This is a genomic window from Desulfonatronum parangueonense, from assembly GCF_054656975.1.
Genome location: NZ_BAAHXH010000003.1, coordinates 468,800 through 484,029, shown reverse-complemented (window position 1 = coordinate 484,029; position 15,230 = coordinate 468,800). Strand labels below are relative to the sequence as shown.

Sequence of the window (15,230 nt, the reverse complement as noted above, 5' to 3'; positions counted from 1 at the left end):
AATTCCCGAGCCCGCTCATGGTTCCATATTTCAGATATAAAGCGATTGACCTCGGATACATAAGATCGATCGACCTGCGCTGTCGAACCATTTTGCGGAACGAATGCCGATTTGATTGAAGAATATCTTGATTGACGGGCCAAATTTACGAAAGTTTGTTTCAGGTCAGTCAGGTGTTCAGGTCTCAGCCTCAATGACAAAGAGGGGCGACCGCGAACAGTTTGAATTTTTCGAAGAAGGTTTCGATGTTCATGGGTGGTTATTGCCGGGAACGCGAGGCTCTGCACTCGCGTTTTTTTGAAGAGCGGGTACGGAGCCCCGCGTTCCCAGGTATTTCGTTTGCGGCGCTGCTCCAGGGCCAGTCTTCGGGGCGTGTTGCGAGTCCGGCTTTGACCGGGTTGTTGTGGATGTAGGAGGCGCAGCGTTGAAAAGACGTGTGCAGGTTGTTTATGGCTGCATCCCTTAAGCAACGGCAAGTTGCCGCACTTCTTCGTTGAGCCGTTCGCCCAGTGCGTCCTCGGCCACGTCCAGCTCGTAGTCCATTTGCAGGCCCAGCCAGAAACCGGCGGAGTTGCCGAAGTATCTGGAGAGCCGCAGGGCCGTGTCCGCGGTAATGGCGCGTTTTCCGTGAACAATCTCGTTGATCCTGCGCGGGGAGACCCCAAGATCCCTGCCCAGCCGGTTCTGGCTGATGGCCAGCGGCTTGAGGAACTCCTCTTCCAGAATCTCTCCGGGATGCACGGGTTGAATTTTCTTCATTTCTCACCCCTTGTGATAATCGATAATCTCAACGTCATGCGCGCCGCCGTCGCGCCAGACAAAACATATTCGCCATTGGTCGTTGATGCGGATGCAATGCTGCCCCTGGCGATTGCCCATGAGTGCTTCCAGGCGGTTTCCCGGGGGGATGCGAAGGTCTTCCAGGCTTGAGCTACGACTGAGCATGCGCAGCTTCCGGAAGGCGATTCTCTGGATGTCGGTGGGCAACCTTCGCGAATATTCACGCTGGAAGATCCGCTCCGTCTCTTTACACCGGAAGCTTTTGATCATTGTGAGAGCATCGTATAACGCATATCGTTATACGTCAAGATTCGATAAATTCGATGAAGATGTACCTTTTTTACGCGGCATCCGTATAAAGTTCGGCTTCCAGTTTCCACTTGTCGCCGCTTGGGCCGACCAGCGCCGGAGTGACGAACTTGGTGCGGATGTCCGCTTCAGTGAGGTCTTTTTTGTTCATGGGGCGCTCTGGGTGACAAGATTCCATAAGCAGGTTGCCGATCGCGTTGAGGCCGGCGCAGCCCGCATCCCGAACCTACCTGTTCAGCACCACATACAGCCGCATCAGGTGCAGATCGTCGTAGCTTACGGCTCCCTGGAGCGCATCGAACACGGGCCTGAGCCGTTCCGGGCCGTGTTCGGCAAAGGCGTCCAGGACGCGTTGCCGGACATCCTGGGGTAGCGTGATCTGGTCTTCAAGGACGTCTCCACGCACGCTCTGTCCGGCCAAGACCGCCTGCCATAAATGGTTGACGATGGTGGCGGACTTGACTTTGAACATCGCGCATATCTGGGCAATGCTCTGCCCGCTTTCGTACAGCGCGAGCACCTCCAGGGTACGTGGTCCCAGGCCCTCGGGCTTGGGTCGTGGAGGCGGCGCGGCGACTGCGGGCTGCTCGACAATGCCGCGTTGCGTGCAGTACTCGCGAATGATCGGCAAGAACTCATCCGCATACCGAGCCAGCTTGGCTTCGCCCACCCCGTGGATCGCCGCAAAAGTGCCGGACGATTGTGGAAACACGGTGGCCATCTCCACCAGGGTGCGGTCCGAAAAAATCATGTACGGCGGGATGTTGGCGCTCTCCGCCAGCTCCTTGCGCCGCGCCCGCAACAGGTCGAACAACTGCGCGTCATACGCCTGGTCGTGCCTTGCGGAAGGCCCCGAAGAGGGGAAAGCGGGTGCAGCCGGCTCGGGCAGCACGCCCATGACCTGACGCCCCTTGAAGACCTGGTACGCCTCCTGTCCCAGGCGCAGACCCCCGTGTTCCATATCCTGGATCAGCAGTCCCTGCTGGATGAACTGCCGGGCCAGATGCTGCCATTGCTTCTTGGAATGCTCCAGACCGATCCCGTAGGTGGACAGGGCGTCGTGCCGCCGGCTGAGCACCTTTTCCGACCTGGAACCGCGCAGCACGTCGATGATATGGCTCAGGCCGAACATTTCTCCGGTGCGCTTGACGCAGGACAGAAACTTTTGCGCGGCCACGGTGACGTCGCTCAGTTCCTTGGGCTCGGTGCAGCAGTTGTCGCACATCCCGCAGTTGGTGGCTGGATGGGATTCATTGAAATAGCCCAGCAGGGGGATCCGGCGACAGACCGCGGATTCGCCATACCCGACCATGGCCTCCAGTTGCAGCCGCGCCGGTTTCTGCTGCGCCGGGTCCATTTTCTTGATGAAGGAGACATAGGTCTGCACGTCGGAGTGGGTGAAGAGCAACAGACAGTCCGCACGCAGGCCGTCCCGTCCGGCGCGGCCCACCTGCTGGTAGTAGCTTTCCAGGTTCTTGGGCAGATCATAATGCAGGATGAACCGGATGTTCGACTTGTTGATGCCCATGCCGAAAGCGATGGTCGCCACTATGACCCGGACATCGTCGCGGATGAACCGGCGCTGATTGCCCATCCGGGTCGGAGCGTCCAGTCCGGCATGATAGGGCAGCGCAAAAAGCCCCCGGGCGCTGAGCACCTCGCAAAGTACGTCCACCTGTTTGCGGGTGGCGCAGTAGATGATCCCGGACTGGTCCCGGCGACCCTCAAGAAAGGCCAGCAACTGGCCCATAGCGTCGGTCTTGGGGACAACCTCCAGGTAAAGGTTCTCCCGGTTGAAACTGGCCAGATACTGATGGGCGTCGTCGATGCCCAGGGTGGTCTTGATGTCCTTGCGCACCAGTTCCGTGGCGGTGGCCGTAACCGCAAGGCAGACCGCTTTGGGCAGACGGCGGCGCACGTCCACCAGCCGGCGGTATTCCGGGCGAAAATCATGGCCCCACTCGGAAATGCAGTGGGCTTCGTCGATGGTCAGACAATCCACGGCCACGCTCTCCAGCAGTTGCAGGATGACCGGCTGGAGCAAGGTCTCGGGGGCCGCGTACAGCAGCTTGATGCCACCAGCCCGCACATCGGCCATGATCGTCTGATACTCCTGGATTGGTACCGTGCTGTTCAGAAATGCCGCTGGTATGCCGAGTTCCCGGGCCTGCATCACCTGGTCTTCCATCAGGGCGATCAGGGGCGACACCACCACGGTCAGCCCGGGAAAAAGCAGCGCGGGAAGTTGAAAGCACAGGGACTTGCCGCTGCCCGTGGGCATGATGGCCAGGGCATCCTCCTTGGCCAGAACCGAGGCAATGACCTCGGCCTGCAACGGGCGGAAGTCTTCGTAGCCAAAGACCTGCTTCAGGACAGTTCGCGGATCCGAATTCCGAAACCGGCTCAAATCCAGAACAGGGCGCTGCGGATCCGAAACCGGACCGGCCTGCCCTTCCGATCCGGACCATCCCGACTGCCCAAAATCTCCGTCGGATTCGTCCCGCATCACATCCATGGGCATGTCCGCATCCGAAGGAGGCGGGACGTCCAGATCCGGCATGCCTGCAGCATCGAAATCATCCTCGGGGAGCTGTCCCCCGGCATGCTCCTGCCCCAGTCCCCCGAACTGCCCCTGTTCGCGGGATACGGACAGGCGACGCATGACCTGCTCCTGGGAAACCAGGACGCCGTTCTCGTCGATGTGCTGCACCGGAATGTCCAGTTCCGCCAAAGCCGCTCCAATCAGCACGGTACGGTGGCACAGTTCCGGCTTGGCCTCGCCGCAAAAAAGCGCCACCCGCAGTTGCTGCTGATGGGCCTTGCAAAGCCGCGCAATGCCTTGCCGGAATTCCGGACGTTCCCGAGCGGAAACTCCCGCCGCTTGATCATCCGCCATCCCTCCAAGGGCGTCGCCCATGAACAGATACCGGATACCGCCGGTTTTCACCCGCTCTTCCAGGCCGGCCTTGGAGAACTCGGGCCGTCCTTTGGAGTACGGCCTGGAGCGGACATCCAGAAGATACTCGATCCGCTGTTTGCGCAACAGTTCCAGCAAATCCGCCAAGGACCGGGAGCCATAGCCGATGGTGTAGACGGGATTCTCGCTCATCTGATTGTCATGGTCTTGTGTTGAAGCGAAGGGTTACGATTGATCAACCATCTTCAGAGAAAGGGAAATCCGGCGGCGCTCCAGGTCCACCTCCAGAACCCGGGCCCGGACGTGCTGCCCTGGACGGACCACCTCCGCGGGATCGCGGACAAAGCGGTCCGCCATCTGGCTGACATGGACCAGCCCGTCCTGATGCACGCCCACGTCCACGAAGGCCCCGAACCGGGTCACATTGGTCACGATGCCCGGCAGGATCATGCCCGGAGAAAGATCTTCAGGACGATGCAGCCCCTCGGCAAAGGCAAAATGCTCGAAGGCCGGCCGAGGGTCGCGCCCCGGACGGTCCAGCTCGGCCAGAATGTCGGTCAGCGTGGGCAACCCCACCTCTTCGGAGAGATAGCGATGCGGATCAATACCCGCCCTGATCCGCGCATCCTGTATCAGTTCGCTCACCCCGGCGCCCATGTCCCGGGCCATTCGCTCCACCAGAGCATACCGTTCCGGATGGATGCCCGAGGCGTCCAAAGGATTTTTCGCGTCCCGGATGCGCAGAAAACCGGCTGCCTGTTCAAAGGCCTTGGGCCCCAGCCGCTTCACCCGGAGCAGGTCCCGCCGGGAACCAAACGCCCCGTTCTCATCCCTCCAGGCGACGATGTTCCTGGCCAGAGACGGCCCAAGCCCGGAGACAAAGGACAACAGGGCGGCGCTGGCCGTGTTCAGCTCAACGCCCACCGCGTTCACGCAGCTGATCACGGTATCGTCCAGGGCCCGCTTCAACGCCGCCTGATCCACGTCATGCTGGTATTGGCCCACGCCGATGGCCTTGGGATCGATCTTGACCAGCTCCGCCAGGGGATCCATCAATCGCCGCCCGATGGACACGGCCCCGCGCACGGTCAGGTCCAGATCAGGAAATTCCTCCCGGGCAACGTCCGAGCCGGAATACACCGAAGCTCCGGATTCGTTGACCATGACCACGAACACGCCCGGCAACCCCAGGGAGCGGACAAAAGCCTCGGTTTCCCGCCCAGCCGTACCGTTGCCCACGGCCACGGCCTGGATGGCGAAGCGAGCCACCAACTCCCGGATGCGCCGCGCTGATTCCGCTGCCTGGCGTTCCGACCCGACCACGAAGACGGTTTCGTGATGCAGCAGACCACCCTGCTCGTCCAGGCAGACCAGTTTGGCTCCGGTTCGAAATCCGGGGTCGAGGGCCATGATCCGCTTGCTTCCCAGGGGCGGGGCCAGAAGCAGCTCCCGCAGGTTGGCTGAAAATACGGCAATGGCCTCCGTATCGGCCCGCTCCTTGAGTTTTGTCCGCAGTTCATTTTCCATGGAGGGTGCGAGCAGGCGTCGGTAGCCGTCCTGAACAGCCAGACTCACCTGTTGCGCGCACGCTCCCCGCCCGCGCACGAAACGACGCTCCAGCCCAGCTAGGGCGACAGTCTCGTCCGGCCGGACCTCCACCGAAAGCACACCTTCCCGCTCCCCGCGGAACAAAGCCAGAACGCGGTGACCAGGAGCGCGCTCCGCGGCTTCTTCCCAATCGTTCCAATCGCGAAACTTGGCCGCCAAGGCCGGATCGACCTTGGACGCTCCCCTGGCCGGGCGGGAGCAAAGCCGGGCTCTGGTCATGAACAGCTCGCGCATCGCGGCCCTGGCGCCGGCATCCTCGGAAACGCGTTCGGCCAGAATATCCCTGGCTCCGGCCAAGGCCTGATCCGTTGTTTCCACGCCCCGGCCGGGATCAACAAAGGAGGACGCGGCAGCAACCGGATCCGTTGTTCGTTGTTCCATGATCAGGTTGGCCAGGGGCTCCAGCCCCTTCTCCGCGGCCATCATGGCCCGAGTGCGACGCTTGGGCCGATGCGGGAGATAAATATCTTCCAGTTCGGTCAGGGACCGGGCTCCCTCCAGTGCGCTGCGCAAGGCATCGGACAACAGCTCCCGTTCCTCCAGGGAGGCCAGCATGGAGGCACGGCGCTTGTCCAGATCGGCCAGCGCCTCCAGCCCGTCGCGCACCTTGCGCACGACAACCTCGTCCAGGGAGCCCGTGGCTTCCTTGCGGTAGCGGGCGATGAACACCTCAGTGGAACCTTCCTGGAGCAGGTCCGCGACGGCCTGAACCTGTCGCGTTGTCAGCCCGAGCTGCGCGGCCACCTGTTCGGCATGAGTCGAAAGCATATTTCCTCTTAAAGTAACTACTCAGTTTTTATGATAAACCTGGATTGTTCCGGCTTGTCTCGATTTTTTGTCATCGCGTGTCTGACTGAGCCAGGATTCGTTCATCGAACCATTGCCAAATGCCTGAAGCGCCAATGGATGTTTATTCGAGCAATGGTTCGATGTTACGAAGCCGGCAAAGGAGTTGCGAGGTCAAAAAATCGAGACAAGCCGGAACGGAGCTGGATAGTTACCTCTCAAATAACATTTGCAGCATCACGGTGCGGTGGTCCCACGGCGTAACGCCATTTTCAAACAAGACAGCGTTCCGGCAGCCACCTGCCAGGATGCCTGTGCATCGACAAGGCGATCACGGCCCTGTGTGACGGGGGGCTTCGCAAACTTCCGGAAAAGGTCCCTTGTCGATCAGGTCGAGGTTACGCAGGGTTTCCAGAAGCATTTCCGGTTCAAAGGGCTTGGTGATGTAGGCATCGGCCCGTTCTTCAAATTGGGCCTGGAGAATGTTCTCGTAGTCAGAAAGGCTGGAGACCATGACGGCTTTGGTCCGGATGCCGCCCAGCCGCTGCTCTTCCAGCCGCCGGATCATGCTCAGGGCCTTGTGACCGTCCAGGACCGGCATTTCGATGTCCATCAGGATCAGGTCGTACAATTTCTTGTCTTCCAAGGACCGCACGAAAGCGTTCACGGCCTGCCTGCCGTCCGGCACTTGAGTAACTCCGCCATAGGGAGCCACAATCTCTTTGAGATGTTCCTGCATGCTCCGGCTGTCCTCAACAATCAACGTGCGCATAATACATCCTCATATCAGAGCAATTATGTTCTCAGCCGACAACCTGAGATGCTGAGGCTGGTTTACCCTGTTTTGGCTGGATCGACTGTCTGACCGAGCCTGGCATCGTTCATCAAGGCATTTGCCAAACGCGCAGAGCACAGCCTCTTGTTATGACGGCGCAACGCCTTGATGTTACGAGGCCGGCGAGGGAGTTTCGATCCGGTCAAAACAGGGTAAACCAGCCGGGAGAACAGGTCTGCTCTCGTCCTCATGTGCTGGTGGATTGGGTGCAAGTCGCTATTCCTGGAATTGCTTTGGGCACTTGCTTTCTCTCTACTTCTTCCTGAACTTGCCTCGACCGGTCTCATCCCGGCGCGGCTCTTGTTTCGGATTCTTCACGTCTTTGGAACGTCGTATTGCTCTTTCAGGTCTTTTCTCCGGGTGCAGCATGCCGATCAGAGCCTGGCTTTTGGGATCAAGGCGAGGTTTTTCGGGGAGAAGTACGGGAACGAGATCGCCGGATTGGGTTCCAGATTCGCCTTGACCGGAGAGAATCAGCAGCTTGCCCTGGGCAGCGCAGCCATATCGACCGGTCATCGCTCCTTTTTCCCGATCCGGCACCGGAAACTCCGCGCTGATGATGCGGGCCAGATCGTCCTTGGCATCCGGCCGACGGCCCTGGGGGCCGGCCAGATGCACGTAGCTCAAACTGAGATCCCGCTTCCGCAGCTCCGCTTCCCGGGACAATTCCTCCAGCCAGGGCGGACATCCCTGGGTGGACAGCGTGAAGTGACACCAGGAGGTTTCGCGGTGAACATGCATGGGGCAAGGCTGGGGATGGGTGCAGGGTCCCAGCACGTTCCAGCCCGCGTCGACAGCGCTTTCCCGCAGCAAGGCCGTCAGCTTTCCGCCAAGCCTGTTGCCGGGTTCCACGAACAGCGCCTGGCTGTCAAGACGCAGGTTGGCGGAAACCTCGCGAAAGAAACGGCTGACCTGTTCGCTGAGCGGCGCCCGGCGATGCCAGGGCAGCTCGTTCATGAAGTTGGCTGCAACCAGCAACTCAGCCCGGGGCAGATCCTTGAGCCCGACATGCCATGGGGCATGCACCAGATGAATCTTCCACCGGGCCGATTCCGCCGCTCCCAGGGCCTGCAAAAGCCCATGGTACAGCTTGCGCCCCTCGCGCATCGGCTTGGGGGTCGTATCCAGACAATGAAAATGCAGTTCCCTGGTCAGCAGATCCGGTCTGGCCAGGGCGAGAGCCTGCACAAACGTCAAGGGGCCGGCCCCGAGGTCCACGATGTGCGCACCCTCGGGAAGGTCAGTTTCCAGACCGCCCAGAAGCCGGGTCAGACGCAGCAGGTTCCAGGGCAGGAAATACCAGAGATACGCTCCCAGAGCCGCGGGCGTATGCAGGTAGTCCCGGCCCAGCACCTCCGTACGGTCTTCGATCAGAAACGAGGACAGTTCTTGAATATTCTCGGCCAGCTGACGACGATGCGCGGCCTTCATCGGGAAAACGTCCCGCAACAGATCGGCATACCCCGTCAACGCCTGTCGCGCCTGCGGAGAAAGATCCGGAAAGGGTGCTCCCCGGGAAATGTTGTCCATCCTTTCAGACATATCGAAAGACCAACCTTTGAATGTAGTTCGTAAAAAAGTTATTTTCCTGCCCGATGTTCAGGGTCGTGATCCGGGGCACGATCTGCTCGATCCAGTCCCGGACCCGCTGATCATTCGCCAGCAGACGGGCGCCGGCCAGGGAGGTGTTCCCCAGGGGCTTGATGCGTTGCCGTGATCCCAGGGGGACAAATCCCAGTTCCTCCAGGGCGGACAGATCGATATGATCCCCGAGCGCACCGGCCAGATACACGGCGCGCAACGCATCAGGGACGACCCCCCCCGCCTTGAGCAGCCGGGAGAACGCCAGGTTGAAAGCAGCCTTGACCTTGAGCACCTCTTCCACGTCCCGTCCCGTCAGATAGACGTCCGGTCCGAGCATGAATCGGGTTTCACCCTGGTCCTGCCTCAATTCAAGGCCGACACGCCGTGCCAGGGGGTTCTGGCCGGCAACAAAAGCGCCGGTCTCGTCCACGAGACCCAGGCGGCGCAAAGCCGCCAGCAGGGACAGATAGCCCGTTCCGGAAATGCGTTGGCCAGCCATGGGCTCGGCTTGCTCCGGCTTCGGCTGAATAACGGCTGCCGACCCAGCGACGGGAGCCGGTTCCGTCAAGACCCGGGGCTGGAGTCCACGGGCCGTCAGGGTCACATCAACCCAGACGCCGGGCAGAGCCGCCGAGCCTCGCGCCATGCCGATTCCCTCCAGAGCCGGTCCCATGGGCACGCTGGCGGCCAGGTACTGTTCCGGCCCCAGGGCCAGTATGAATTCTCCGTTTGTGCCGAGATCCGCGAACAGCCAGGGATAGGCGGGAGGGGACGCCTGATCGAAATGCAAAGCCGCAAGCCCGGCGCTCACATCCGCACCGATAAACGGCGCCGGAAGCGGAGGGATGTAGGTCTGCAAGTCTGAATCCCCGGGCAGCGAAATCGTAGTCCACATTCCCCCCGCGTGCGGCAGCCTGTAGGGAGCTGATGCCAGACCCGCCAAAGGCCAATCCAGCAGAAGCGCGGTCATCACCGTATTGCCCGCGATGCATGCCCGCTCCACGGGTTCAGGGAAAGCCCTGACCAGAGCCTGCAGCCGGCGCAGGACAATATCACGCAGGACGCCTGCATTGCCGGGATCAGTTAGGGCAAAGGCCAGCCGCGACATCACCTCGCTGCCCGCGACCAGTTGGGGATTCAGTTCCCGCCCCCCGGCGAGATCGCCGGTTTGATCGCCCGCCAGCCAGTGAATGCTGGTCGTGCCCAGATCCACTGCCAGGGATAACGACCCTAGAATGGGCCTGGACAGGGGAATTTTTTCTGTTTCGATTATGGATGCGGGAAAGGAAAAAGGCAAAGCAATCCGCAGCCCGGGTTCGGCAACACGGCGGCAGGCCAGGCGTCCGCCGCGGGAAAGGGCAATGGATGAAAGCGCTGCCGTTTCCGCGGGCAAAGGCTCCGGTGGGGCATGATCAAAATAGACGACGCAATGTCCACAGCGCCCCAGACCGGCGCAAAAAGGACGCGTCGGCCAAAGCCCCTCCAAAAAGAGGACATGCGCCAAGGTTTGCCGGGGATCCGCCCGCACCAGACGAACCTCGCCCCGGGAATCCACAAAACGAACGGGCTCGTCCATCACCCCCTATACCATGCCTTTGCGCTTTCGAGGAATCATTTCTTTTCCTCTTTGACCATGGTTCCCTTTTCCCCGCACTTGGGACACTTTTGCGGCTTGCAGCGCCCTTCCTTCTTTTCTCCGCAGCTGGAACAGATGAATTCAGCCATGGTTGCAGTCTCCTTTCATGGTGGAATATGATGTCTGGTTGGTAACTTCAGCACATACTTTGTGGTCACTCGCCAGAGCTGGATTCCGGCTTTCGCCGGAATGACGTATCATGCCACGTCCTTTCAAGTTAAGTCATACCGGCGAAGGCCGGTATCCAGTCCGATTTTTCTTGGATGAGCTGAGTAGTTACTCTGGTTGTAACTAACTACTCATCTCTGTACCGGTTGTCTTGATTATTCGGCCTTGCGGTTCTTTCACCGGCTTCGGTAAATCATTGAACGGAAAAAGCGACATCGCGATTATCAAAATATTGTCGAACACGGGACTGCATGCCTGCTCGGTCCGTGGTCACGATCCGCCATCTTGCCTGGAGCAGCCCATCCGGCTGCATGGAGATGCCAAGCAGATCAATCCGGTCCACTGAAATTTCCCAGTCGCGCAGGGCCTGATCGAAGGATTGGACATCCCCGGCCGCGGTCCAGCCATGGGTGTCGAGAATCATGTCTTCCTCAAAAGCTCGCCGCACCCTGTCCATGCCGAAATATCTGGACCAGAGCCCGATCCAGACATCCGCGAGGTCCGGTCCAGCGGCGGACCAGACCACCCCCTCGAAGTCCAGCACTCCCTGCACGGTGCCATCCGCAAGGGCGTTCAGCCGCAAAATCAAGCTGTCGCCCCTGTCCTGACGGACCCCGGACAGAATTTCCAGGTTCCGGATCATTTCCGTCTGTCCCGCATCGAGACCTGGCGCCTCCAGAAGATACCCGATCGTGTCGTGCTGGGTATAGTATGTGCCCACGGACTGCAAAAAGCCGCGCAATGCCTGCCGATGGACGCGCACGTTCACGTGCAGAACCGCCCCCCACTCCGTAGGCAGGAACTCGCGTTCCTCCCAGCCCAGGACATATTCCTGGGCCCGGGGCTCCAGAATCCGCCGCAGGGCCGATCGTCTCGACTCGCTCAGTTCGACCCCGAGGAGTGCTTCCGCTTCCTGGAACACCCCTTGCGCCAAGGCCTCACGCAAGGCTGAGGGACGTGGCTCCGCAAGGTTGACCTCGTCAGCCTCCACGAAAATCCGGACATCCTGACCGGCAATCAGGGGGGAGTTGACCAGCAAAAGGACTGCCATCGCCAAGGCCGTCATGAAGATCCGATTCATAGCATGATCGTTTCGCAAACTAAGCACCTCACATTCAAGTATCATTGAAACCGGTTCAGCTCGGGTTCAGCTTCTGCCTGGCCACGCAGCGCAGCAGTTCTTGCTCATCCCCGGCCCGCACCCATTGCACTTCCGGGATATTATTGAACCATGTCTCCTGCCGCTTGGCATAGGCCCTGGTTCGAAACAGCCACAGGTCTTTGGCCTGGTCCAGGGTGGTCGCTCCGGAACAGTAATCCAGAAGTTCCCGGCAACCAATGCCGGAAAAACCCGGTGCTGCTCGGTCCGGACATCCGTGCCACGCCTGCTCGATCTCCCGGACCGCACCGAGTTCAAGCATCTGATCGATCCTGATTGCCAGGCGTTGGTGCAGTTCCCGACGGTCCAGGCGCAGACCGACAATAAACAGTTCCAGGCCCTGGGTGGACCGGCGGTGGGCGTGCCACCAGGACAACGGTCGACCTGATGCCTGGTGGACCTCCAAGGCCCGACATACTCGCTGCCGGTCCCGGGGATGGATCTTGACGCCATATTCCGGATCCACTTCCATCAGTCGCGCATGCAGGATTTCCGGACCCTGTTCGGCACAGCACCGCAGCACTTCTTCCCGAATTTCACCAGGAACATCGGGAATGTCCGCCAGTCCGCCCCCAAGCGCGCGCAGGTACAGCCCGGTACCTCCCACCAGCACGGGCAAACGCCCCTGCTTCCGGCATGCCGCCAATTCGCGCCGAGCCTCGTCCATGAATCGGCCCGCGGAGATGGTCTCCCGCATGTCCAGAAACCCGTACAGCCGGTGAGGGCATACGCTCTGCTCAACATTGTCCGGCTGGGCCGTAATGATCGGGACATCCCTGTAGACCTGCCGGGAATCGGCGTTGATCACGGTCACCGGATAATGCCGGGCCAGGGCCAGGGCCCCGGCGGTCTTGCCGGTCCCGGTCGCGCCCACGAGACAGATGATTCGGGACGCTTCCCCGACATCGCTTTCAGTCTGTATTGATGGCACGGATTCGTCAGTTTTTCCTGGTCCCATACTTTTGCTGCAACCGCTGCAAGACCACATCGGGCACAAGTCCCTGCACGTCGCCATGCAACCGGGCCGCCTCCTTGATGATCGTGGAACTGATGTACAGCCATTTGTAGTCGGTCATCAGGAACATGGTCTGGAGGCCGCGTTCCAGGCGACGATTCATCAAGGCCAACTGAAATTCGTACTCAAAATCCGAGGTTGCCCGAAGCCCCCGCAGGATGACGCTGGCGCCGCGATTACGGGCATACTCCACCAACAATCCTTGAAACCCTTCGCCCACGACCCGCGGTTCCGGAGCAAAGACGGTATTCACCATATCCAGCCGTTCTTCCAGATTGAACAGTGGGGTTTTCGGCGTGTCGTGCGCCACCGCGACAATGACTTGATCGAAAACTTCCAAAGCCCGTCGAATCAGACTGACATGGCCGTTGGTCAAGGGATCGAAGGTGCCGGGATAGACGGCGATCCGTTTCTTGCAATAATTTTTTTCCATAGAATGATCCGGGTTTGGCCATAAAGTCGATCGGTTTCCAATTCGTATTCAGGCAGTTTTATTTGCGTGACATCTGCGTCCGCCTCGACCTCCACGCAGACCAGGGCTTCCGGGGCAACCCAACCGTTGGCATGGGCAAGGGCAATCGCTTGACCCAGAAAGTCGCGGCCATAGGGCGGATCAAAAAAAAGCACGTCATATCCCTGATCCGGTCGCGCCTCGCCTGTCGGACCATCGTCGGAATATCGGAATGCTCTTTTATCGCTTGATTTCGGAGGAGCGGCCAGGATGCGCAGGGCATCCCCGGGCAGGACGCGCACGATCTGTCCAGGACGCGAAAAGGAGGATGCCTGCTCCCGCAGCAGATGCAGGGCCTTGGGATTGCTCTCGATAAAACAGACCTCCCGTGCCCCTCGGCTCAGGGCTTCCCATCCCAGACTGCCGCTGCCGGCGAAAACATCCAGCACCCTCGCGTCCTCCCACTGCACCCCACGCGAGGACAACATGGAGAACACCGCTTCACGCACCCTGCCCATGGCCGGACGGTAGCCTTCCCCTTCAGTGGTCTTGATCCGTCGCCCTTTCCAGTGCCCGGCAATAATCCTCACAAATTATCCCTTGCCAGTTCCTATTCAGAACCCTGTTTCAACAACTTTCTTCCAATCCCAACCGAATCCCAATCGAAATCGAAATCGAATCAACTTCACATCCAGGCTCAAACATCCTCCCTGAATCAGTCATGCACGCACAGGCGATCACAAGATCCAATCGGCACGGTTGAAAATGAATAGCTCGAAAATCAGTAACTATTCAGCACACACGGCGCATTGCCCTCCTCAGCACTGGATTCCGGCTTTCGCCGCAATGACATGGCGTATCATGTCATTTCAAGTCAGTCATGCCGGCGCAGGCCTGTATCCAGTCCGAAATTATTCTCGGATGAGCTGAGTAACGAAAAACATTTCGATTTCGATATCGATTGCGATTTCGACTTGTTTGCGATGGCGACTTGAGGGTGAAGAAACACGAGCCATCGGGTTTCCTGCGTTCTTGCCAATAGGGGCGTGGCGATATATGTTCCGATACTGCCACCCACAAGCTTTTCGCTTCCTACCCCCTCCAAGAAATCGAATCAAGCACACCAGATCCAGGCCGGTTTACGCCATGAAATTCAATTCCCTTGAAGACCTTCAGGCCCTCAAAAAGAAGTTTCCCAAAAAGGAGAAGGTCAAACGTCCTGTACTGAAACAAGCGTCCACCGCGAAATCGGAATCGCCGCGACCCAAGGATGACGATGACCTCTTCACCCAGGCCATGACCGGGGTTTCGCCCATCAGCGGCGCCGCAAAAGGCCGGCAAGTTACCGCAATAAACTCCCAGCCGACTTTGCCGGCGGCTAAAGAGCAGAACATCGGCGATGAAGATATCTGGGTGGCCGATTACCTGCGCAATCTGGTTCAGGGAAATGTGGACTTCGAGCTTTCATACTCTGAAGAATACATGCACGGCTACATCCAGGACCTGGACAAAAAGATTCTTGGAAAGCTCAAGGCGGGGCAATTCAGTGTTGAAGCCCATCTTGACATGCACGGCCTGAACGCCGCCCAGGCCAGGGACGCGGCCTACGACTTCCTGCGCACCCAGTACCACCTTGGGCGGCGCTGCGTGCTGCTGATTCCCGGACGCGGCAAGAACTCGCCGGGCGGCCTGGCCCTGATCCGCGAAGAACTGCCCCTCTGGTTGACCCGCGACCCCCTGCGCCGGGTCGTTCTTGCCTTCTGCACCGCGCAGCCGCGGCATGGCGGAGCCGGAGCCCTGTACATCCTGCTCCGCAAGCACAAAAAGACTCAAGGCAAGGTGCGCTGGGATCTGCCGGCTTCCATGGAATGATCACTTCCGCAAATTCAGATGTACGTCAGGGGTAAGGGAGTTGGAATATGCTAAATTACCGTTACGGTGTTTTAATTCAACCAATCTCGGTCCTTAAACAACGGTTGCAG

General features: G+C 59.7%; 13 protein-coding genes. 1 reads left to right on the top strand and 12 read right to left on the bottom strand.

Annotated elements, in window-relative coordinates; translation table 11 throughout:
- Window positions 1-462: 462 nt before the first annotated feature.
- The 12 genes from ACYQ15_RS02655 to rsmD form a co-directional block, all read right to left on the bottom strand.
- The gene (locus tag ACYQ15_RS02655) at window positions 463-759 is read right to left on the bottom strand and encodes a HigA family addiction module antitoxin (RefSeq protein WP_459935975.1); all 297 of its coding nucleotides are present in this window, start codon (window positions 757-759) and stop codon (window positions 463-465) included.
- 3 nt (window positions 760-762) lie between these two features.
- Window positions 763-1,050 carry a type II toxin-antitoxin system RelE/ParE family toxin gene (locus tag ACYQ15_RS02650; RefSeq protein WP_459935974.1) on the bottom strand — a complete coding sequence of 96 codons (288 nt, stop codon included), beginning with the start codon at window positions 1,048-1,050 and terminating at the stop codon, window positions 763-765.
- 265 nt (window positions 1,051-1,315) lie between these two features.
- On the bottom strand, window positions 1,316-4,198 hold the full coding sequence (gene recQ, locus ACYQ15_RS02645) for a DNA helicase RecQ (RefSeq protein ID WP_459935973.1): 2,883 nt from the start codon (window positions 4,196-4,198) through the stop codon (window positions 1,316-1,318).
- Window positions 4,199-4,231: 33 nt separating this feature from the next.
- A complete protein-coding gene (locus tag ACYQ15_RS02640; protein WP_459935972.1) occupies window positions 4,232-6,382 on the bottom strand; it encodes a Tex family protein in 2,151 nt (716 codons plus the stop codon).
- Between the two features lie 349 nt (window positions 6,383-6,731).
- Window positions 6,732-7,172 (bottom strand): response regulator, encoded by a 441-nt coding sequence (locus tag ACYQ15_RS02635; RefSeq protein ID WP_459935971.1) that lies wholly within the window; start codon window positions 7,170-7,172, stop codon window positions 6,732-6,734.
- Window positions 7,173-7,487: 315 nt separating this feature from the next.
- Window positions 7,488-8,777: a small ribosomal subunit Rsm22 family protein gene (locus ACYQ15_RS02630; RefSeq protein ID WP_459935970.1), complete on the bottom strand. Its 1,290-nt coding sequence runs from the start codon at window positions 8,775-8,777 to the stop codon at window positions 7,488-7,490.
- Entirely contained in the window at window positions 8,770-10,395 is a 1,626-nt protein-coding gene (locus ACYQ15_RS02625) for an ASKHA domain-containing protein (RefSeq protein WP_459935969.1), read from the bottom strand. The genes ACYQ15_RS02630 and ACYQ15_RS02625 overlap by 8 nt, the downstream gene beginning before the upstream one ends.
- Window positions 10,396-10,430: 35 nt before the next feature.
- Window positions 10,431-10,544: an RCKP-type rubredoxin-like domain-containing protein gene (locus ACYQ15_RS02620; protein WP_459935968.1), complete on the bottom strand. Its 114-nt coding sequence runs from the start codon at window positions 10,542-10,544 to the stop codon at window positions 10,431-10,433.
- A gap of 272 nt (window positions 10,545-10,816) precedes the next feature.
- Complete coding sequence (locus ACYQ15_RS02615; RefSeq protein ID WP_459935967.1) at window positions 10,817-11,704, bottom strand: hypothetical protein; 888 nt, start codon at window positions 11,702-11,704, stop codon at window positions 10,817-10,819.
- A 55-nt stretch (window positions 11,705-11,759) separates the two neighbouring features.
- Window positions 11,760-12,713, bottom strand: a complete 954-nt coding sequence (gene miaA, locus ACYQ15_RS02610) for a tRNA (adenosine(37)-N6)-dimethylallyltransferase MiaA (RefSeq protein WP_459935966.1) — start codon at window positions 12,711-12,713, stop codon at window positions 11,760-11,762.
- A 7-nt stretch (window positions 12,714-12,720) separates the two neighbouring features.
- Window positions 12,721-13,230: a pantetheine-phosphate adenylyltransferase gene (gene coaD, locus ACYQ15_RS02605; RefSeq protein WP_459935965.1), complete on the bottom strand. Its 510-nt coding sequence runs from the start codon at window positions 13,228-13,230 to the stop codon at window positions 12,721-12,723.
- Entirely contained in the window at window positions 13,170-13,838 is a 669-nt protein-coding gene (gene rsmD / locus ACYQ15_RS02600) for a 16S rRNA (guanine(966)-N(2))-methyltransferase RsmD (RefSeq protein WP_459935964.1), read from the bottom strand. Before rsmD ends, coaD begins: the two co-directional genes overlap by 61 nt.
- Before the next feature lie 556 nt (window positions 13,839-14,394).
- Here rsmD and ACYQ15_RS02595 point away from each other — a divergent pair.
- Entirely contained in the window at window positions 14,395-15,120 is a 726-nt protein-coding gene (locus ACYQ15_RS02595; protein WP_459935963.1) for a Smr/MutS family protein, read from the top strand.
- Window positions 15,121-15,230: the final 110 nt, after the last annotated feature.

Excerpts from the sequence above, each read along its gene's own strand:
- ACYQ15_RS02620 (WP_459935968.1), bottom strand. The coding sequence starts at position 10,544 with ATGGCTGAATTCATCTGTTCCAGCTGCGGAGAAAAGAAGGAAGGGCGC.
- coaD (WP_459935965.1), bottom strand. The coding sequence starts at position 13,230 with ATGGAAAAAAATTATTGCAAGAAACGGATCGCCGTCTATCCCGGCACC.
- ACYQ15_RS02655 (WP_459935975.1), bottom strand. The coding sequence starts at position 759 with ATGAAGAAAATTCAACCCGTGCATCCCGGAGAGATTCTGGAAGAGGAG.
- ACYQ15_RS02625 (WP_459935969.1), bottom strand. The coding sequence starts at position 10,395 with ATGGACGAGCCCGTTCGTTTTGTGGATTCCCGGGGCGAGGTTCGTCTG.
- ACYQ15_RS02640 (WP_459935972.1), bottom strand. The coding sequence starts at position 6,382 with ATGCTTTCGACTCATGCCGAACAGGTGGCCGCGCAGCTCGGGCTGACA.
- recQ (WP_459935973.1), bottom strand. The coding sequence starts at position 4,198 with ATGAGCGAGAATCCCGTCTACACCATCGGCTATGGCTCCCGGTCCTTG.
- ACYQ15_RS02650 (WP_459935974.1), bottom strand. The coding sequence starts at position 1,050 with ATGATCAAAAGCTTCCGGTGTAAAGAGACGGAGCGGATCTTCCAGCGT.
- ACYQ15_RS02615 (WP_459935967.1), bottom strand. The coding sequence starts at position 11,704 with ATGAATCGGATCTTCATGACGGCCTTGGCGATGGCAGTCCTTTTGCTG.
- ACYQ15_RS02635 (WP_459935971.1), bottom strand. The coding sequence starts at position 7,172 with ATGCGCACGTTGATTGTTGAGGACAGCCGGAGCATGCAGGAACATCTC.
- ACYQ15_RS02630 (WP_459935970.1), bottom strand. The coding sequence starts at position 8,777 with ATGTCTGAAAGGATGGACAACATTTCCCGGGGAGCACCCTTTCCGGAT.
- ACYQ15_RS02595 (WP_459935963.1), top strand. The coding sequence starts at position 14,395 with ATGAAATTCAATTCCCTTGAAGACCTTCAGGCCCTCAAAAAGAAGTTT.